General features: G+C 70.6%; 17 protein-coding genes and 1 tRNA gene. 6 read left to right on the top strand and 12 right to left on the bottom strand.

The features are described 5' to 3' along the window. Positions 1-48: 48 nt before the first annotated feature. From ACFUTX_RS10735 to dnaK, 3 genes are read right to left on the bottom strand one after another with little or no spacing between them, the layout of a single operon-like run. Positions 49-1,044 (bottom strand): DnaJ C-terminal domain-containing protein, encoded by a 996-nt coding sequence (locus ACFUTX_RS10735; RefSeq protein ID WP_378863962.1) that lies wholly within the window; start codon positions 1,042-1,044, stop codon positions 49-51. A 17-nt stretch (positions 1,045-1,061) separates the two neighbouring features. After that, positions 1,062-1,673 carry a nucleotide exchange factor GrpE gene (locus tag ACFUTX_RS10730; RefSeq protein ID WP_378863960.1) on the bottom strand — a complete coding sequence of 204 codons (612 nt, stop codon included), beginning with the start codon at positions 1,671-1,673 and terminating at the stop codon, positions 1,062-1,064. 2 nt (positions 1,674-1,675) lie between these two features. Next, positions 1,676-3,544 (bottom strand): molecular chaperone DnaK, encoded by a 1,869-nt coding sequence (gene dnaK, locus ACFUTX_RS10725; RefSeq protein WP_378863956.1) that lies wholly within the window; start codon positions 3,542-3,544, stop codon positions 1,676-1,678. A 297-nt stretch (positions 3,545-3,841) separates the two neighbouring features. Here dnaK and ACFUTX_RS10720 point away from each other — a divergent pair, with 297 nt between their 5' ends. After that, the gene (locus tag ACFUTX_RS10720; protein WP_378863953.1) at positions 3,842-5,314 is read left to right on the top strand and encodes an MFS transporter; all 1,473 of its coding nucleotides are present in this window, start codon (positions 3,842-3,844) and stop codon (positions 5,312-5,314) included. Between the two features lie 235 nt (positions 5,315-5,549). Here the strand turns inward: ACFUTX_RS10720 and ACFUTX_RS10715 are convergent, their stop codons facing one another. After that, positions 5,550-6,134, bottom strand: coding sequence for a MarR family winged helix-turn-helix transcriptional regulator (locus ACFUTX_RS10715; RefSeq protein ID WP_378863950.1), 585 nt, complete (start codon positions 6,132-6,134; stop codon positions 5,550-5,552). 110 nt (positions 6,135-6,244) lie between these two features. Between ACFUTX_RS10715 and ACFUTX_RS10710 the strand changes: the two genes are divergently transcribed. Further along, entirely contained in the window at positions 6,245-7,177 is a 933-nt protein-coding gene (locus tag ACFUTX_RS10710; RefSeq protein WP_378863947.1) for a MarR family winged helix-turn-helix transcriptional regulator, read from the top strand. A gap of 135 nt (positions 7,178-7,312) precedes the next feature. Here ACFUTX_RS10710 and ACFUTX_RS10705 read toward each other — a convergent pair whose 3' ends face one another. The 4 genes from ACFUTX_RS10705 to ACFUTX_RS10690 form a co-directional block, all read right to left on the bottom strand. Next, positions 7,313-8,113 (bottom strand): ABC transporter permease, encoded by an 801-nt coding sequence (locus tag ACFUTX_RS10705; protein ID WP_378863944.1) that lies wholly within the window; start codon positions 8,111-8,113, stop codon positions 7,313-7,315. An 8-nt stretch (positions 8,114-8,121) separates the two neighbouring features. After that, positions 8,122-9,066 (bottom strand): ABC transporter permease, encoded by a 945-nt coding sequence (locus ACFUTX_RS10700; RefSeq protein WP_378863941.1) that lies wholly within the window; start codon positions 9,064-9,066, stop codon positions 8,122-8,124. Between the two features lie 79 nt (positions 9,067-9,145). After that, positions 9,146-10,324, bottom strand: coding sequence for an ABC transporter substrate-binding protein (locus ACFUTX_RS10695; protein ID WP_378863938.1), 1,179 nt, complete (start codon positions 10,322-10,324; stop codon positions 9,146-9,148). Between the two features lie 67 nt (positions 10,325-10,391). Further along, positions 10,392-11,426 carry an ABC transporter ATP-binding protein gene (locus ACFUTX_RS10690; RefSeq protein WP_378863935.1) on the bottom strand — a complete coding sequence of 345 codons (1,035 nt, stop codon included), beginning with the start codon at positions 11,424-11,426 and terminating at the stop codon, positions 10,392-10,394. A 121-nt stretch (positions 11,427-11,547) separates the two neighbouring features. Here ACFUTX_RS10690 and ACFUTX_RS10685 point away from each other — a divergent pair, with 121 nt between their 5' ends. Both ACFUTX_RS10685 and ACFUTX_RS10680 read left to right on the top strand, forming a co-directional pair. Beyond that, a complete protein-coding gene (locus ACFUTX_RS10685; protein ID WP_378863932.1) occupies positions 11,548-12,342 on the top strand; it encodes a FadR/GntR family transcriptional regulator in 795 nt (264 codons plus the stop codon). After that, entirely contained in the window at positions 12,339-13,091 is a 753-nt protein-coding gene (locus ACFUTX_RS10680; protein WP_378863930.1) for a cache domain-containing protein, read from the top strand. Before ACFUTX_RS10685 ends, ACFUTX_RS10680 begins: the two co-directional genes overlap by 4 nt. Before the next feature lie 13 nt (positions 13,092-13,104). Here the strand turns inward: ACFUTX_RS10680 and ACFUTX_RS10675 are convergent, their stop codons facing one another. Together ACFUTX_RS10675 and dcd are read right to left on the bottom strand one after the other, a co-directional pair. Next, on the bottom strand, positions 13,105-13,986 hold the full coding sequence (locus tag ACFUTX_RS10675) for a hypothetical protein (protein WP_378863927.1): 882 nt from the start codon (positions 13,984-13,986) through the stop codon (positions 13,105-13,107). A 301-nt stretch (positions 13,987-14,287) separates the two neighbouring features. Next, the gene (gene dcd / locus ACFUTX_RS10670) at positions 14,288-14,893 is read right to left on the bottom strand and encodes a dCTP deaminase (protein ID WP_378863924.1); all 606 of its coding nucleotides are present in this window, start codon (positions 14,891-14,893) and stop codon (positions 14,288-14,290) included. 98 nt (positions 14,894-14,991) lie between these two features. Here dcd and ACFUTX_RS10665 point away from each other — a divergent pair. Continuing rightward, positions 14,992-15,065 (top strand) — tRNA-Gly (locus tag ACFUTX_RS10665). Positions 15,066-15,415: 350 nt separating this feature from the next. Here the strand turns inward: ACFUTX_RS10665 and ACFUTX_RS10660 are convergent. Next, a complete protein-coding gene (locus ACFUTX_RS10660) occupies positions 15,416-15,877 on the bottom strand; it encodes a MarR family winged helix-turn-helix transcriptional regulator (RefSeq protein ID WP_378863921.1) in 462 nt (153 codons plus the stop codon). A gap of 56 nt (positions 15,878-15,933) precedes the next feature. On the opposite strand from ACFUTX_RS10660, the gene ACFUTX_RS10655 reads away from it, so the two are divergent. Then, complete coding sequence (locus tag ACFUTX_RS10655; RefSeq protein WP_378863918.1) at positions 15,934-17,145, top strand: FAD-dependent monooxygenase; 1,212 nt, start codon at positions 15,934-15,936, stop codon at positions 17,143-17,145. A gap of 87 nt (positions 17,146-17,232) precedes the next feature. Here the strand turns inward: ACFUTX_RS10655 and ACFUTX_RS10650 are convergent, their stop codons facing one another. Next, positions 17,233-17,577, bottom strand: a complete 345-nt coding sequence (locus tag ACFUTX_RS10650) for a hypothetical protein (RefSeq protein ID WP_378863916.1) — start codon at positions 17,575-17,577, stop codon at positions 17,233-17,235. Positions 17,578-17,692: the final 115 nt, after the last annotated feature.

Raw genomic sequence — 17,692 nt, 5'->3', positions numbered from 1 at the left:
TCGACCCAGCGAATCGGGTCGATTCGACGGAGATGAGCGACGGATGCCTCAGCCGCGCGCCTTCGACATGAGGTCGGCGCGCGGGTTCTCCTTCGGCTCGAGCTCGTGGTACCGCTCGAGGGCTTCGCGGGCGGCGTCGTCGAGGTGCGACGGAACCGCCACCTGCACCTCGGCGAGGAGGTCGCCGGTTCCCTTCGCGTTCTCGACACCGCGGCCCTTGACGCGCAGCACGCGGCCGGACGGTGTGCCGGGCGCGACGCGCAGCTTGACCGGGTCGCCGCCGAGCGTCGGCACCTCGATGGTGGCGCCCAGCGCGGCCTCGGTGAAGGTCACCGGCACGGTCACGCGCAGGTTCTGCCCCTCGCGCGTGAACACCGGATGCGGCCGCACCGTCACCTGCACGACGACGTCGCCCGCCTCACCGCCGTCGGGGGACGGGCGGCCCCGGCCCCGCAGGCGGATCTTCTGCCCGTCGGCGACGCCGGCGGGGATCTTCACCTTGAACGGCTTGCCGTCTTCGCCCTGGAGCGTGATCGTCTCGCCCTTCGTCGCGGTGACGAAGTCGATCGTCGTGCGGGCCGTGACGTCGGCGCCGCGGGTCGGGCCGCCGAAGCCGCGGTACCCGCCCGTCGACTGACCGAACCGGCCGGAGCCGAACCCGCCGCCCTGGGTCTGGTTGAACATCGAGAAGATGTCGTCGAAGTCCTCGCTCTGGTAGCGAGCGCCGCCGCGGCCCTGGTTGAACATGCTGAACACGTCCTCGAAGCCGCCCGCGCCGCCCGCTCCACCGGCGGTGAATCGAGCCCCGGAGCCCATCGCCCGGATCTGGTCGTACTCCTTGCGCTGCTCCGCATCGGAGAGCACCGAGTACGCCTCGCTGACCTCCTTGAACTTCGCCTCGGCGGCAGCGTTCCCCTGGTTGGAGTCGGGGTGGTACTTCCGCGCGAGCTTGCGGTACGTCTTCTTGAGATCAGCGTCGCTGACGTCCTTCGACACACCGAGGATCGCGTAGAAGTCCTTGTCGAACCAGTCCTGACTGGCCATGGATGCTCCTTCCCGGCCTACTCGGCCGGCACGGCGACGACGACCTTCGCCGGACGGAGCTCCACCGACCCGAGCCGGTAGCCGATCTCGACGACCTCGAGGATCGTGGGGGTGTCGACCCCGGGAGTCGGCGCCTGGAAGATCGCCTCATGATGCTGCGGGTCGAACGTCTCGCCCGCCTCGCCGTACGTGGTCAGCCCCATGCGCTCGGCGACGCCGCGCACCTTCTCGGCGATCGCCGCGAAGGGCGTGCCCACCTCGAGGTCGCCGTGCTTCTCGGCGCGGTCGAGGTCGTCGAGCACCGGGAGCAGGCCCTTGGCCGCCGCCCCCTTGGCGCGCTCGATCTCGACCTCGCGCTGCTCCTCGGTGCGACGCCGGTAGTTGGCGTACTCGGCCTGAAGGCGCTTGAGGTCGTTCAGCAGCTGCGATTCGAGGTCGGCGATCACGGCGTCCTCGGCCGCGGCATCCGCGTTCTGCGTCGCCCCGAGAATGTCGTCGACCGTCAGCTCGTCGCCGTCGGCGGCGGATCCGTCCTGCGGGTCGGGGCCGGGGGCCTGCGCCTCCGACCCCGCCTCACCGGGCCGGACCTCGTTCTCGCCGTCGGGCTGTTCGAAGTCCTTGTCGGCCATGATTACTTCCGCTCGTCCTCGTCGTCCACGACCTCGGCGTCGACGACATCCTCATCGGAGCCGGACGGCGCCTGGTCGCCCGCGGGCTGCTCGGAGCCGCTCGCCGGGGCCTCCTGCGACGCCTGGTTCGACGCGTAGATCGCCTCGCCCAGCTTGCCCTGGCTCTGGTTCAGCTTGTCGAACGCGGTCTTGACCGCCTCGTCGTCGTCGCCGGCGAGCGCCGTCTTGAGCGCGTCGACGTCGGCCTGCACCTCGGTCTTGACGTTCTCGGGCAGCTTGTCGTCGTTGTCTTTGATGAGCTTCTCGATCGAGTACGACAGGGTCTCGGCCTGGTTGCGCACCTCGGCGGCCTCGCGACGCTTCTTGTCGTCGGCGGCGTGCTCCTCGGCCTCGCGCACCATGCGCTCGATGTCTTCCTTCGGCAGCGACGAGCCGCCGGTGATGGTCATCGACTGCTCCTTGCCGGTGCCCTTGTCCTTCGCCGACACGTGGACGATGCCGTTCGCGTCGATGTCGAAGGTGACCTCGATCTGCGGGATGCCGCGCGGAGCCGGGGCGATACCGGTCAGCTCGAACGTGCCGAGCGGCTTGTTGTCGCGCGTGAACTCGCGCTCGCCCTGGAAGACCTGGATGGCGACCGACGGCTGGTTGTCGTCGGCGGTCGTGAAGGTCTCGCTGCGCTTGGTCGGGATGGCGGTGTTGCGCTCGATGAGCTTCGTCATGATGCCGCCCTTGGTCTCGATGCCGAGGCTCAGGGGGGTGACGTCGATGAGAAGCACGTCCTTGCGCTCGCCCTTGAGGACACCGGCCTGCAGGGCGGCGCCGACGGCGACGACCTCGTCCGGGTTGACGCCCTTGTTGGGCTCCTTGCCGGTCTCCTGCTTCACCAGCTCGGACACCGCGGGCATGCGGGTCGAGCCGCCGACGAGCACGACGTGGTCGATGTCGCCGACCTTGATGCCCGCCTCGCGGATGACGTCCTCGAACGGCTTCTTCGTGCGGTCGAGGAGGTCCTTCGTAAGGTCCTCGAACTTCGCGCGCGTGATCGTCTCGGACAGCGAGACGGGGCCCGAGTCGGTCAGCGACAGGTAGGGGAGGTTGACGCTCGTCGAGGTCGACGACGACAGCTCCTTCTTCGCCTGCTCCGCGGCCTCCTTGAGGCGCTGCAGCGCGATCTTGTCGCCCGAGACGTCGACACCGGTCGTGTCTTTGAACTGCTTGATGAAGTAGTCGACGAGACGCTGGTCCCAGTCGTCGCCGCCGAGGCGGTTGTCGCCGGCGGTCGCGCGCACCTGGATCGTCGAGAAGTCGTCGTCCTTGCCCACCTCGAGCAGCGAGACGTCGAACGTGCCGCCACCGAGGTCGAAGACGAGGATGAGCTCGTCTTCCTTGCCCTTGTCGAGGCCGTACGCGAGGGCCGCGGCCGTCGGCTCGTTGATGATGCGCAGAACGTTGAGGCCCGCGATCTCGCCCGCCTCCTTCGTGGCCTGACGCTCGGCGTCGTTGAAGTACGCGGGGACCGTGATGACCGCGTCGGTCACGGTGTCTCCGAGGTACTGCTCGGCGTCGCGCTTGAGCTTCTGTAGAATGCGCGCCGAGATCTCCTGCGGCGTCCACTTCTTGCCGTCGACCTCGAAGGTCCAGTTGGTGCCGATGTGACGCTTCACCGACGAGACGGTGCGGTCGACGTTGGTGACGGCCTGGCGCTTCGCGGTCTCGCCGACGAGCACCTCCCCGTCCTTCGTGAAGGCGACGACCGAGGGGGTCGTGCGGAAGCCCTCGGCGTTGGCGATGACCTTCGGCTCGCCGCCCTCGAGGACGCTGACGACCGAGTTGGTCGTACCGAGGTCGATTCCGACAGCACGTGCCATGTGTATCTCTCCTTTTATTGGGCGGAGGACGGATGCCTCGCCCTGCGGTCATGGAAAAGTCTGGGCCGCGGCATCCGCTCGAAACGGAGTTGAGCCGCAGGGACTCAAGGCTACTCCCGGGTGGTGAGCGTGTCAAATGAACTTGATACGACCCGGCTCAAGTTTCGCCGCGGCTCGGTCGTGGATGCGCGCCGAGCGCAGCGTCGTCGCACGACAGCGAGCCGGTACCCTGGCGTGGCGTCGCGATGCGGCGACGCGCCCGTCGGCGCCACGCGCCGTTCACCGAAGGGTCCTAGCGTGACCGACATGAGTTCGCCCGAACCTCCCGCCGACCCCGTCCCGACGGGCGACGGCGTGACCGATCCGCGCTTCTCGACGGCCGCGGTCGTCGCCGTCCCCGCCGACGAGCGCGTCGTGCCGCGCAAGCAGGTGTTCTCGTGGGCGCTGTGGGACTGGGCGACCCAGCCGTTCAACTCCGTGCTCCTCACCTTCGTCTTCGCGACCCTCTATCTGGTGTCGGCCAACTTCCTGCCGGCGGATGTCGCGGCCCAGGGCGCGAACGGCGACCTCGCGTGCTCGACCGCGGCCGACGAGGCGACCGCCTACTGCCGCGGCCTGGCAGACCTGTCGGAGTGGTACGGCTGGGCGACGTTCGCGGCCGGGCTGCTGATCCTCGTGCTCGCACCCGTGCTCGGCCAGCGCGCCGATGCGCGGGGCAGCAAGAAGAAGTGGGTCGTCGGAGCCACCGTCGTGCTCGCCCTGCTGCAGTTCGCGCTCTTTTTCGCCTACGCCGACCCGGCGTTCTTCTGGTACGGCGCGATCGTGCTCGCGCTCGGCGCGGTGACCAGCGAGATCGCGGGCGTCAACTACAACGCCATGCTCGTGCAGGTGTCCACCCCGCGCACGATCGGCCGCGTCAGCGGTCTCGGGTGGGGGCTCGGATACATCGGCGGCATCCTCGCCCTCGTGCTGGTCGTCGTGCTCAACCAGTTCGAGTGGTTCGGGCTCGACACCTCCGGCGGTCTCGCGTACCGGCTGATCGCCGTCGGCTGCGCCGTGTGGACGCTCGTCTTCGCCATCCCGTTCTTCGTGAACGTGCCCGAGGCGCCGGCGCACGCCGGGGTCGAGCCGGTGGGCTTCTTCGCGAGCTACGGCCGCCTCGGACGCGACATCGTCGCCCTGTTCCGCGAGCACCGCTCGACCTTCTGGTTCCTGATCGCCAGCGCCGTCTATCGCGACGGGCTGGCCGGCGTGTTCGCGTTCGGCGGCGTGCTCGCGGCCGTCGCGTTCGGCTTCTCCCCCAACGAGGTCATCATCTTCGGCATCGCGCTCAACCTGGTCGCGGGCGTCTCGACAATCCTCGCCGGACGCCTCGACGACCGCTTCGGCGCCCGCGCCGTCATCATCACGGCGCTCTCGGTGCTGATCGTGAGCTGCCTGTTCGTCTTCTTCTTCCGCGAGGAGGGCAAGCTCATCTTCTGGATCGGCGGCATCGTGCTATCGGCGGCCGTCGGACCGGCGCAGGCCTCGAGCCGATCGCTGCTCGCGCGGGTCACCCCGGACGGGATGCAGGGCGAGATCTTCGGCCTCTACGCGACGACCGGCCGGGTGATGAGCTTCTTGTCGCCCCTGCTGTGGTCGCTCATGATCGCGTGGTTCGGCGCGACGTACTGGGGCATCCTCGGCATCACGGTGGTGCTGGTGCTCGGCCTCGTGCTGCTGCTGTTCGTGAGGCTGCCCAAGCACCAGCGGCTCTCCGCGCGGAGGTAGCGCCGGCGGCGCGCGCAGCCCGGCGGCACCCGCAGCCTGCGGCACGGGCAGCCCGCGGCCCGACGGCGAGCCCGGCTGGGCTGGCCGGGACGGGATCCCCGTCAAACCGCGGGGACGAACCCCGGGTCTGCGGCCCGCGGAGAGCGAAATCGCCGCAACCGTCCCCGCCGTTTCACCGACGCGCGCCTCGACCGGCCGCGTCGCCTCGTCGCGCCGCCTGCCCGCGCGCTCCGGGTCAGGCGCCGGGCCAGGCGTCGGCGAGCTTGGTGAGCAGCCGGGCCAGCTCGGCCCGCTCGTCGGCCGTGAACCCCGACAGGGCCGTGTCGACCGCGTCGCGCCGCTCGCCGCGGAACCCCCGCACCAGGGCGGCTCCGGCATCCGTCAACGCGACGCGGGTGCGGCGGGCGTCCTCGGGGTCGACCTCGCGGCGCACGAGCTGCATCCCGACCGCCTGCTGGACGAGCCGCGACGCCCGCGGCTGATCGACCCCGACGGCGTCGGCGATCTCGCCGATCGAGAGGGGGTCGGATGCCGCGGCCAACGCCTCGAGCAGCCGGATGCGCGCCGGCCCGCCGATGCGCGCCGGCCCTGCCCAGGGCGGGGGCAGGTGCCCGCGGCCGTGCGGTCCGCCTCGGCCCCACGGAGCATCGCCGTGCCCGTGCGGACCGCCGCCGTGGTGGCCGTGGGGGTGCGGACCTCCGGCCTGGTCCCACGGCGGCCGACCGGACTGGTCCCAGGGGGGTCGAGGCATCCGTCGTCCGCGGAGGCGCGCGAGGGCGGCGGCGATCGCGTCGACCGGGTCGGCGGGGTTCTGGGGCACGCCCTCCAATTTACATGTGTCTTGACATAGATCCTGATTACATGTCACACTGCATATGCATGCACTTGGACATATAACGCGGCGGCCAGCCGCTCCTGAAAGGACCACTCATGAACAACGACGACGACCTCCCTCAGAACGATCCCGATCCCGGCCCCGTTCCCGGCGAGCGCCGCCCGCTGGGCTACTGGCTGCGTGCCGTGGACGCGCTCCTCACCCGCGAGTTCGCCGCCGCCTTCCAGAGCGAAGGCGTGACGCGCCGCGACTGGATGATCCTCAACGTGCTCTCGGGCGACGTCGACGCACCGGGTGCCGCCGAGCGCCTCGCCCGCAAGGGCAAGCGTCTGCGCCGCCTCGAAGACCTCGGGTGGGTCGAAGAGCAGGGCGACGGGACGTGGGCCCTGACCGATGAAGGGCGCGCGGCGCGCGAGCGCCTGTCGACCGCGGTCGACAGCATCCGGGCACGCGTCGCCGGGGCCGTCTCGCCCGAGGACTACGCCACCACGATGGCCTCACTCGAGGCCATCGCCCGCGAGCTCGGCTGGGACGAGGCATCCGGATTCCCTCCCGGCCGCGGCCCCTGGGGTCGCGGCTTCGGCGGCCCGCGGCCGTTCCGCCCCGACCTCCGCTTCGGGTGGGGGCCCAACCTCCACCACGGGTTCGGGCCCGGCCGGCCGGGTCGGCCCGGCGACCCTCGCCGCAGCACCTCGCACGGCGACGCGTGGGCGGGTGAAGCGTTCGACGACGGATGCCCCGCCCCGGGCCCACACACCCACCACGGCCGCTTCGGGCACGGGCCCGGCTGGCGCCACGGCTGGGGCGGTCACGGCCACGGCCACGGCCACGCCGACGCGGCGGGTTGGCCAGGCTACGGCCACGGCCACGGCCACGGCCACGGGCACGGCCGCGGGCATGGTCACAGCCACGGGCACGGCCGCGGGCACCGCAAGGCCGAGCGGGCGTACGAACGCGGGTTCGCCGCCGGGTTCGGTGCGGCCCAGGCCGGTCCCGCCGACCCGCACGCGCCCGGCACCGCCGCCTGACCCCGGCTTCGCTGGACGGCGCCGTTCCCCTCGCGGGAGCGGCGCCGTTGTTCGTCTCCGCCAGGAGACATGCAGCGCCGCGGCATCCGCTCCCCCATCCGCTTCGGGGCGAACGACGGGAGACGCCGGGAAGGCTCAGCGCCGGGTCTGCTCCGAGCCCGAGAGACGCTGCGCGAGGTAGATCGGGATGATCGAGACCAGGACCAGCACCACGGCGATGACCGAGACGATCGGCGCCTGATTCGGCCGGAACATGTTGTTCAGAATGAAGATCGGCAGCGTGGTGACGCCCGAGCCCGCGGTGAACGTGGTCACGATGATCTCGTCGAAGCTCAGGGCGAAGGCGAGCATGCCGCCGGCGAGCAGCGCCGAGCGCAGCTGCGGGAACGTGACGAGCCGGAACGTCGTCCACACGCCCGCGCCCAGGTCGGCCGATGCCTCCTCGAGGTTCGTGCCGGTGCGGCGGAGCCGGGCGATGACGTTGTTGAACACGGTGACGATGCAGAACGTCGCGTGGGCGATGACCACGGTCCAGATCGACAGCGGGACGCCCATGATCGTGCGGAAGAAGTTGTTCAGCGCGATGCCCGTGATGATGCCGGGCAGGGCGATCGGCAGGATGATGAGCAACGAGATCGCCTCACGCCCGAAGAACGCGAACCGCTGCAGCGCGAACGAGATGAGGGTGCCGAGCACCAGCGCGATGAGCGTCGCGATGATCGCGACCTGCACGCTCGTGAGCACGGCGTCGAGAGCTCCGGCGCTCTGGAACGCCTTGCCCCACCACTCGAGGGTGAGACCCGGCGGCGGCCAGGTCAGCGACGTCGACGTCGAGAAGGAGTTCACCAGCACGACGAACAGCGGCAGGTAGACGACGAGCAGGATGACGCCCGTCACGATCCCGAGGATGACCCGGGCCGGCGTGGAGAGTCGCATGCGGGGTCCTAGAGGTTGTTCAGGGCGCCCGTGCGACGCACGAGGGCCAGGTAGCCGAAGATGATGACGATCGGGACGAGCGCGATCGCCGCCGCGAGCGGCAGGTTGCCCGCCGCGCCGATGTTCGCGTAGATGAGGTTTCCGAGCATCTGGTTGGCTCCGCCGACGATGTTCACCGTGATGTAGTCGCCGAGCGACAGCGAGAAGGCGAAGATCGTGCCGGCGATGATGGCGGGGAACACGAGCGGCAGCACCACGCTTCCGAGCGTGCGCCACGTCTTGCCGCCCAGGTCGGCCGACGCCTCCAGCAGCGAGTCCGGCACGCGTTCGAGGCCCGCGTAGATCGGCAGGATCACGTACGGAAGCCACAGGTACGAGAGCGTCACGACGGTCGCCGGCAGACCGTACCCCGGTGTGTGCAGACCGAAGGGCGCCAGCATCCATTCCAGGATCCCCTCCTGCGACAGCACCGAGCGCCACGCGTACGCCTTGACGAGGTAGCTGGCCCACAGCGGCATGAGCACGGCGATCACCAGGATCCGTTGCATGCGGGGGGACGCGACCTTCGCCATGTAGAAGGCGATCGGCAGCGCGATCACCACGTCGATGAGCGTCACGAGCAGCGCGACCCCGACCGTGCGGAGCGTGACCGTCTGGTACAGCGTGCCGGTCACGACGGTGATGATGTTGTCGAGCGTCCAGTCGATGACGATCTCGTTGGTGAACGGGTCCACGCGCCAGAACGCCGTCACCAGCAGCAGCGCGAGGGCGACGATGTAGACCACGACGAGCCAGAACAGCGGCGCGCTCAAGAGCAGGGCGAGCCGCGTGCGCGGGTGCGTCGTCAGGAACGACGAAATCCGCCGCGACGACCGCGAGCGCGTCGAACGCGCTGCCGGGGAGTCGGGGCGTGGCGGGGCGGCATCCGGACGCTGCAGGTCGGTCGTCGTCATGGGGTTCCTCGCGGAGTCGGTGTGAAGACCGGGGGCGGCGCGGCTTCGCGGTCGCCGCCCCCGGCGGTTCGTCAGGGCGTCAGCCCTTGATCTCGGTCCAGGCCTCGGTCCACTTCGCGTAGTCGACGCACTCGACATCGGTGCGGCCGTCGACGCAGTCGGCGATCGGCGTGGTCCAGTACCAGATCTGCGACGCGTACTCCTCGTCGCCCGCGTGGTACGCCTCGCAGTCGTCGCGGTAGTCGCACGCCTCCTGGCTCGACGGCGCCTCGCCGAAGTAGGCGGTCGCCTGCGCGTTGATCTCGGGGCTGGCGATCCAGTCGAGCCACGCGTACGCGCAGTTCGGGCTCTTCGCCTCGGACGCGATCATCCAGGTGTCCGACCATCCGGTGGCGCCCTCTTCGGGCAGCACGACCTCGGTGGTCGCGTCGCCTCCGGCGAGCACGTTCTGGATGACCTGCCACGTGGTGCCTGCCACCGAGTCGCCGGTCTCGAACGCCTGGATCTCCTTGAGGTAGTCCGACCAGTACTCGCCGATGTGCTGTCGTTGCTCCTTCAGCAGGTCGACGGCGGCTTGGAACTGCTCCTCGTCGAGCGCGTACGGGTTCTCGATGCCGAGCTCGGGCTGGTGCGCCATCAGGTACACCGCCGCGTCGGCGATGTAGATGGGCGAGTCGTACGCGGTGATCTTGCCCGAGTACTCGCTCGCCTTGTCGAAGACGATGTCCCACGACGTGGGCGCCGGCGAGACGACCTCCGTGTTGTAGAGGAGCAGGTTCGCGCCGTACCCGTGCGGCACGCCGTACGACTGGCCGTCGACCGAGTTCCACTCCTTCTCTTTCAGGAAGTCGTAGATGCCCTCGTAGCTCGGGATGAGGTCGGTGTTGACCGGCGCGACATCGCCCGCGGCGATGAGGCGCAGCGTCGCGTCGCCCGACGCGGCGATCACGTCGTAGTCGCCCGTCTTCATCAGGTTGACGGCCTCGTCGGACGTGCCGTACGTCTTCGACGTGACCTCGCAGCCGGTCTCCTCCTCGAAACCGCTGACCCAGTCGACGGCCGGGTCGTTGCTGCCGTCCTCCACGTAGCCGGGCCAGGCGAGGATCGAGACGGACCCTTCGTACTCGCCGAGTTCGTCGACCTGCTCGGACGGCGCCGCGCTGCCTCCGCTGGCGGTGCCGCAGCCGGCGAGGACGGCGATCGCTCCGATCGCCAGCGCGGTGCCGGCGATCCGGCGGCCGCGTGATGTGTGCATCATGGGTGTTCCTCTCGGTGTTGTGGAACTGCTGTGTTCTCCGGGGCGGGTGCCCAGGTCTTGCGCCGGCTCAGGTGCCGGGCGGGATCAGCGACACCACGTCGGCGTCGCGCCAGGTGACGTGCACGCGGTCGCCGCGCGCGTCGTCGGCGTCGCGGCTGCTGTCGTTGCGTTCGAGGACGGTCACGCGCATGCCGGCATCGAGGTCGATGACACGACGGATGCCGCTGCCGACGTAGATCGATTCGACGATGGTTCCGGGGGCCGAGCGCTGGCCGGGCTCGCTCGCGGCCTCGGAGCGCAGCGTGAGCTTCTCGGGCCGGATCGAGTGCTCTCCTGCCCGGCCGATGAGCGCCGCCGACCGGTCGGGATCGAACAGGTTGGACGTGCCGACGAAGTCGGCGACGAAGCGGGACGCCGGCTGCTCGTAGAGCTCCCACGGGGTGCCGAGCTGCTCGATGCGTCCGTCGTGGAAGACGGCGACCCGGTCGGACAGCGTGAGCGCCTCCTCCTGGTCATGGGTGACGAAGATGAAGGTGATGCCGAGGTCGCGCTGGATCTGCTTCAGCTCGACCTGCATCTGCTCGCGCAGCTTGAGGTCGAGTGCGCCGAGCGGCTCGTCGAGCAGGAGCACCTTGGGCTGCACGACGGTCGCCCGGGCGAGGGCGACGCGCTGCCGCTGACCGCCCGAGAGCTGCGCGGGCTTGCGGGACGCCATCTGCTCGAGTCGGACGGCTTCGAGGGCCTTCATCGCCCGCGCGCGCCGCTCGGACCGCCCCACCCCGCGGACGCGCAGCCCGTAGGCGACATTGTCGAGCACGTTCATGTGCGGGAAGAGGGCGTAGTCCTGGAACACCGTGTTGACGTCACGGTCGAAGGGCGCCTTCTTGGTGACGTCCTGCCCGAACAGCTCGATGGTGCCGCTGGTCGGCTGCTCGAAGCCGGCGATGAGCCGCAGCACGGTGGTCTTGCCCGACCCCGACGGGCCGAGCATCGAGAAGAACTCCCCGGCGCCGATCTCGAGGTCGACATGGTCGACCGCGGTGACGGTGCCGAACTCCTTGGTGAGTCCGGTCAGCCGGATGGCGGGCTGCTGCTCGGTCATGGACCGCTCCTTCGCGTCGATGCAACTAAATCATATGGATCCATATGTCAAAAGATGACCCATCGTGTTACGGTCATGTCACGGTTGCGAAGGAGCCCCTTCAGACCGGGAGGGACGCCGGATGCCGCATGCCACAGGACGCGTCGACGCCGCACGCGCCGTCGTGTTCTCACCGCTGGACGGAACCGGCCGCGCGGAGCTCGTGGAGCAGCGCCTGACCGACGCGATCGTGAGCGGTGTGCTGCGCGACGGCGAGCGGCTGCCCAGCGAGTCCGACCTCTCCCGCAGCCTCGGAGTGGCCCTCGTCACCGCCCGCGAAGCACTCGAGGTCATGCGCGACAAGGGACTCGTGCGCACGCGGCGCGGCCGCGACGGCGGCAGCTTCGTCACCTTCGACCGCGAGACGGCAGCACGGATGCTGGAACGCCGGCTGCGGGAGATCAGCCGCATCGAGCTGCGCGACCTCGCTCTGCACGTATCGGCGATCGCGGGCACCGCCGCCGAGACGGCCGCGAACCGCGCGAGCGACGACGACCTCGAGAACCTCGACCGCATCGCTGCGGGCGCCGACCTCGAGACGGCCGGGGGCGCGCGCCGTGCCGTGAGCAGGTTCCAGCTCGAGGTGGCCGCCGTCAGCCAGTCCCCCCGCCTGGTGCACGAGGAGATGCGACTCCAGAGCGAAGCGGGCCCCCTGCTCTGGATGTGCCTGCGCGAACAGGAGTACCGTGACCGCAGCGCCCTCGCGCGCACGCGGATCATCGAGGCCATCCGAGATGTCGCACCCGAAGCGGCCCGCGCAGCGACGATCGCGCACATCGACGGCGCCTTCGAATGGCTCGTCGACGAACGAGCGAGGATCGATGCGCTCGCGCAGGACGAGGCATCCGTTCCACTCTCGCCGGAGGAGGGCTCATGACCACGATCGCGACCCGCTCGCACCTGGACGTCGCCACCCATGTCGCCGCGACCATCGACGGCATCTTCGCCATGATCGACGGCTGGCGCGACCTCCTCGAGGATCGATGGAGAGCGGATGCCTCGCTCAGCGCCGTGCGCGTCGACCCGGTCGTCGAGGCCTTCGCCGTGCCCGCCGTCTCGGGAGACACGCTGCTCACGGGCGCCGGTTTCGTCGCGACGCCCGGAGCCCTGGCCGACGCCGAGTGGCACCTGGCTTGGTGGCTGGGCGGCTCGGGTGCCGACCGCTCGGTGCGCCGGCTGGCGACGATCGACGACCCCTCGCACGAGCAGTTCCGCGACTACACGGCGTTGGAGTGGTGGCGTGTGCCGACGGCCACGGGGACGCGGCACCTCACCGGCCCCTACGTCGACTACGTGTGCACCGACGACTACACCGTGACGATCACCACGCCGGTGCGGATCGGGGATCGGATCGTCGGCGTCGTCGGCGCCGACGCGCTCGTCGACCGCCTGGAGCGCACGCTGCTTCCGGTCATGCGCACCGGCGCGACGCCCGCGACCCTGGTCAACGCGTCGGGACGGGTCGTGACCTCGACGGATGCCCGGCGCGAACCTGGATCGATCCTGCGGGCGGACGGCCTCGGCGACGCGCTGCGCCGCCCGGTGGGTCCGCGCACGGCGCTCCCCGGCGGGGCCGCGGTGGTGCCGTGCGGCGACACGTCGCTCGCCCTCGTGGTCGGAACCTGACCCGCGGGAGAGGTCAGGGCCGGCGCACCGACACGTGCGCTTCGTCGCCGTCGATCGTGATCTGCACGCTGGTCCCGACGGGCAGCTCCTCGCGGAGGGCCTCGGGCGAGGCATCCGTCACCGTGAACGACGCGACCGGCGGGAAGGCCCCGTCCGCGCACCCGGCCGACACCGTCGACCCTGCCGTGCCCGGCGGGTCGCCGCCGTCGTAGTCGGTGAGGATCACGACGAACATGCACGGCACCCGCTGCTGGTTGTCGGATCCGAGTGCGCTCGGCACGAGGACCGGCGTGAGGCCGAAGTAGTCCTCGAAGATGCGCGAGCCTTCCTCGGGCTCGCCGAAGCTGAGCGAAGGCCAGTCCTCGATGTCGGCTTCGGCGAGCACAGCCGCTCGCTCTCCCGACCACGACGACATCGCGAGGCTGAGCGCCGCCCCGACGAAGAGGGCGACCACCACCGAGCCCGCCCACAGCCAGGCGGTGCGCCGCGAGATCGCGAGTCGCGCGCGGGAGGGAGCGTCTTCGGGATCGTCGGCTTCGCCGGTTCCGGATGCCGCATCCCCCGCGGTCGGCGGATCGTCGGCGTCGGCGGGGTCGGCCGGGTGGCGCGGCGCACTGAGGCCGTCGTCTCCGCGCACGTCGGCGTCGGCCTCCTCCGCCGAGGCGGCCTCATCGCGGTCCTCCCCCTCACCCTGCGGGTCGCGGCCGTTCGCCGTGGCGTCGTCGACGTCGGGTGCCGGCCATCCGGAACTGACGCTCGCCGCGGCGTGCGCCTCGTACTCCCGCTCCAGCTCGCGGAGCCGCGCGAGGGCGGCGGGGTCGTCGACGATGTCGGCGGCTGGACCGTACGCGCGCTCGCGGAGCCTCCGCAGTTCCTGCTCGTCTTCAGGCGTCATCGCCGTCCCCTCGGGCGTCGCGCGACGCCACCCCAGCGTCCGTTCGGGCCGTCGACGGCGGCCTTTCGGCGGGGCGTCGTCCGACACCGAAAACGATAGTCGACTCCGTCGGTACCGGTGCCTATACTGCAAGTTGCAGTAGCCATCGGGTCGATGCGGCCGCGCACGTGTGGGGACACGGGCCGCAGACTGGGGCGGGCGCGGCCGATGGTCGAAGCCTGCGCCCGATGTCGCTGGGGCAGCCATCGGGGTGGCGCCGCCACCTCGGCCGGCGCCACCCCGATCGCCCGCAGTCGTGGCGTCAGCGCCCGGGCGCTCCGGCGTCGGTGGATCCGACATCCGTGCGGTGGAAGTTCTGGAACGACCGCGACGCCGTCGGTCCGCGCTGGCCCTGGTAGCGATTGCCGTAGGGCCCGGATCCGTAGGGGTTCTCGGCGGGCGACGAAAGGCGGAAGAAGCACAGCTGCCCGATCTTCATCCCCGGCCAGAGCGTGATCGGCAGGGTCGCCACGTTCGACAGCTCGAGGGTCACATGCCCCGAGAATCCGGGGTCGATGAAGCCGGCGGTGGAATGCGTGAGCAGACCGAGGCGTCCGAGCGACGACTTGCCCTCGAGCCGGGCCGCGACATCGTCGGGAAGCGACACCTGCTCGAACGTCGAACCGAGCGCGAACTCGCCGGGATGGAGCACGAAGGGCTCCTCGGGGGCCACCTCGATGAGCCGCGTGAGCTCGGGCTGGTCCTGCGCCGGGTCGATGAAGGGGTACTTGTGGTTGTCGAACAGCCGGAAGTACCGGTCGAGCCGCACGTCGACGCTCGACGGCTGCACCATGTCGGGCTCCCACGGCGTCAGGCCGATGCGGCCGGCGTCGATCTCGAGGTGGATGTCGCGGTCACTGAGCAGCACGGGGCCAGCCTAGCGGCGGCCATCGGATGCCTCGGCTCGGCGTTCGGCTCGGCTCGCGGCATCCGCTCTGTTATCCTGGCCAGGCGCCGCAGGCGTTCGGGGATGTAGTTCAATGGCAGAACTTCAGCTTCCCAAGCTGATAGCGCGGGTTCGATTCCCGTCATCCCCTCCAAAGCTCCGACGGACCGCCTTCAGGCGGTGCGCCGGAGCTTTCGTGGTGATGCCGTCGGAACCGACCCGCAACGGGCGGTCCCGCTCCGCGGAGGCTCCGCGCGCCGCGCAGCGGCGTGTGGAGTGCGGAGTGGCCGATTCCCGTCATCCCCTCCAAAGGCTCCGAGATGGCACCGCAGGTGCCGGCTCGGGGCCTTTCGCGTGGGTGCCGTAGGAACCGACCCGCAGCGGGCGGTCCCGCTCCGCGGAGGCTCCGCGCGCCGCGCAGCGGCGGGTGGAGGGGCGGAGTGGCCGATTCCCGTCATCCCCCCTGGCGCAGGCGCCGTGGGAATCTCTTGCCAGTGATGCCAGTCAGTCGCTTGCTTCGATCCGAGCGCGGTGACGGTCGGTGAGCGCCGTCATCTCGTCGAGGAGGGCGCTCCACGCGCGCAACTGTGCCACGCCGACGCCGTCGAAGACCGCGCCGCCCTCATCGACGAGCGGTCCGTAGGCCGACCACACCTTCGCGCGTCCTTCCTCGGTGAGTTCGACGAGCACCTTGCGGCGGTCGTCCGGGGAGGGGACGCGACGCACAAAGCCACGCTCGGTCAGTCGATCGATCAGCGCCGTCGTGGCCGCGGGCCGCAGCCCCGTCGCGACCGCCAGCTCTCCCGCCGTCCGCGCGCCGTCGCTCAGCCAGTCGAGGCATCGCATGTCAGCGGGGCCGACACCCAACGCGCGGCCGACGGCGTCGTCGAAGGCCTGCACGCTGCGCTGATAACGCTGCATCGCCGAGCCGGCCTCGCCGATGGCCTCTTGACGTTCCGTCGACATTGTGTATCTTTCGATTATCGAACTGTACGACATTCGTACCGACGAACGGAGTTTACATGCGAGCGATCATCGTCGGCGGAGGCATCGCCGGTCCGGCTGCGGCCATGGCCCTGCAGCGCGTGGGCGTCGACGCGATCGTCCTCGAGGCGGCGGAGGGCACGCGCGTCGCCGGCTCGTGGTTCACGGTCGCCCCGAACGGGCTCGCAGCTCTCGGGGCGATCGAAGCGCTGGATCCGGTGCGCGCCCTCGGCATTCCGACCCGGCACAACCTCATGCGTGGCGCGACCGGACGCGAACTCGGACGGCTGGGGCTCGGCGGGACGCTGGACGACGGCACGCCGGCGCTGTCCTTCCGTCGGCCTGACCTCGCGGCTGCGCTCGGCGCCGAAGCGCAGCGCCGCGGAATCCAGGTGCGGTACGGCGCGCGCGTGGCATATGTCCATGATGACGGTGACCGCGCGCGGGTCACCCTCCGGGACGGAACCCGTCTCGAAGGCGATCTGGTGATCGGCGCCGACGGCATCCACTCCGTCGTGCGCACCGCGATCGATCCGGATGCCGCAACCCCCCGCTACCTCGGGCTCGCCAACTTCGGCGGCATCTCGCCGGGGGCCGCGACCAGCTCGGGCCTTCCGGCGGGGGCGTGGACGTTCGTCTTCGGTCGGCGCGCGTTCTTCGGGGCTCTGCCGACACCCGACGGAGACGTCGTGTGGTTCGTCAACGAACCGCGACCGCCGGTCACGCGCGAGGAGCGATCCGCGACCTCACCGGCGGACTGGCTCGCACACCTGGGCAGCCTCGCCGAGCCCGACCACTCCGGATTCACCGAGCTCATCGCGGCCGGCGAGCTGGAGCTCGCGGGCGACGCCACGTACGACCTGCCGCGCGTGCGACGCTGGCACCGGGGTCGCCTGGGGCTCATCGGCGATGCACTGCACGCCCCGGCGCCGAGCTCCGGGCAAGGCGCGTCGATGGCGCTGGAGGATGCCGTGGTGCTGGCGCGGTGCCTGCGCGACGCCGGCACGCCGCCTTCCGCTTTCGCCGCCTTCGAGGCCGAACGCCGGCGGCGGGTCGAGCGGATCGTCGCCGCGGGCGCGCGCTCGAGCAGCAGCAAGACAGCCGGTCCCGTCGCACGCGTGTTCCAAGACGCGGTGCTGCGCTGGGTCTTCCGCCATCTGGTGAACGATCGGTCTCAGGCGTGGGTCTACGGCGAGCGCGTCTCGCTCGACGCTGAGGCGGCTCACGTGAAGCTGAATTCGCGGGGGTAACCTCGCGCGTCGTCACCGGCTGCTCGAGTGGGTGCCGTAGGAACCGGTCCGCAGTGGGCGGTCCCGCTCCGCCGAGGGGGGGGACAGCTAGACCGCAGACAGCACCGTCGCCCCGAGAACAGCGCCTGCCGCGAGCAGCACCGCCAGGCACAGCAGCACCCAGCGCTGCGCGATGGCGGCGACGACGGCGACGGCGACGGCGAGGCCGGCGATCCACGAGAACCGCCCTGACAGGGTCTCGGCGAGGTTCGGCTCGGGGACGGAGCTGAACAGCCCGAGCGGGAACACGACACTCGTGGCGACCAGCGAGGTGTGCAGAAAGAACGCGGCGAGCGGAACGGCCGCGATCCACAGCGCCAGGCCGACGAAGAATCGCCAGGACGCGCCCGGACGGGTGCTCGACTCCTCAGCGGCGCCGTCAGCAGCGGTCATGGCGCGAGACTATCGGGCGGACGGGGTTCGGGGCGCGAAACGGCTTCGACCCGCCGCACGCATCGGCGTGCCGTGCATCCGCCGCGCCCCGAACCCGAAGCATCCCGCCCCGAAC

Origin of the sequence: Microbacterium sp. NPDC057407 (genome assembly GCF_042803895.1) — a bacterium.
In the GTDB taxonomy this organism is placed as follows: domain Bacteria; phylum Actinomycetota; class Actinomycetes; order Actinomycetales; family Microbacteriaceae; genus Microbacterium.
Note: the sequence above shows the minus strand (reverse complement) of the source record. Positions and strands in the feature narration are given on the sequence as shown.

Bases quoted from the DNA above. Each gene is read 5' to 3' on its own strand.
- ACFUTX_RS10735 (WP_378863962.1), bottom strand. From the start codon at position 1,044: ATGGCCAGTCAGGACTGGTTCGACAAGGACTTCTACGCGATCCTCGGT.
- ACFUTX_RS10730 (WP_378863960.1), bottom strand. From the start codon at position 1,673: ATGGCCGACAAGGACTTCGAACAGCCCGACGGCGAGAACGAGGTCCGG.
- dnaK (WP_378863956.1), bottom strand. From the start codon at position 3,544: ATGGCACGTGCTGTCGGAATCGACCTCGGTACGACCAACTCGGTCGTC.
- ACFUTX_RS10710 (WP_378863947.1), top strand. From the start codon at position 6,245: ATGAACAACGACGACGACCTCCCTCAGAACGATCCCGATCCCGGCCCC.
- ACFUTX_RS10705 (WP_378863944.1), bottom strand. From the start codon at position 8,113: ATGCGACTCTCCACGCCGGCCCGGGTCATCCTCGGGATCGTGACGGGC.
- ACFUTX_RS10700 (WP_378863941.1), bottom strand. From the start codon at position 9,066: ATGACGACGACCGACCTGCAGCGTCCGGATGCCGCCCCGCCACGCCCC.
- ACFUTX_RS10695 (WP_378863938.1), bottom strand. From the start codon at position 10,324: ATGATGCACACATCACGCGGCCGCCGGATCGCCGGCACCGCGCTGGCG.
- ACFUTX_RS10690 (WP_378863935.1), bottom strand. From the start codon at position 11,426: ATGACCGAGCAGCAGCCCGCCATCCGGCTGACCGGACTCACCAAGGAG.
- ACFUTX_RS10685 (WP_378863932.1), top strand. From the start codon at position 11,548: ATGCCGCATGCCACAGGACGCGTCGACGCCGCACGCGCCGTCGTGTTC.
- ACFUTX_RS10680 (WP_378863930.1), top strand. From the start codon at position 12,339: ATGACCACGATCGCGACCCGCTCGCACCTGGACGTCGCCACCCATGTC.
- ACFUTX_RS10675 (WP_378863927.1), bottom strand. From the start codon at position 13,986: ATGACGCCTGAAGACGAGCAGGAACTGCGGAGGCTCCGCGAGCGCGCG.
- ACFUTX_RS10660 (WP_378863921.1), bottom strand. From the start codon at position 15,877: ATGTCGACGGAACGTCAAGAGGCCATCGGCGAGGCCGGCTCGGCGATG.
- ACFUTX_RS10655 (WP_378863918.1), top strand. From the start codon at position 15,934: ATGCGAGCGATCATCGTCGGCGGAGGCATCGCCGGTCCGGCTGCGGCC.
- ACFUTX_RS10650 (WP_378863916.1), bottom strand. From the start codon at position 17,577: ATGACCGCTGCTGACGGCGCCGCTGAGGAGTCGAGCACCCGTCCGGGC.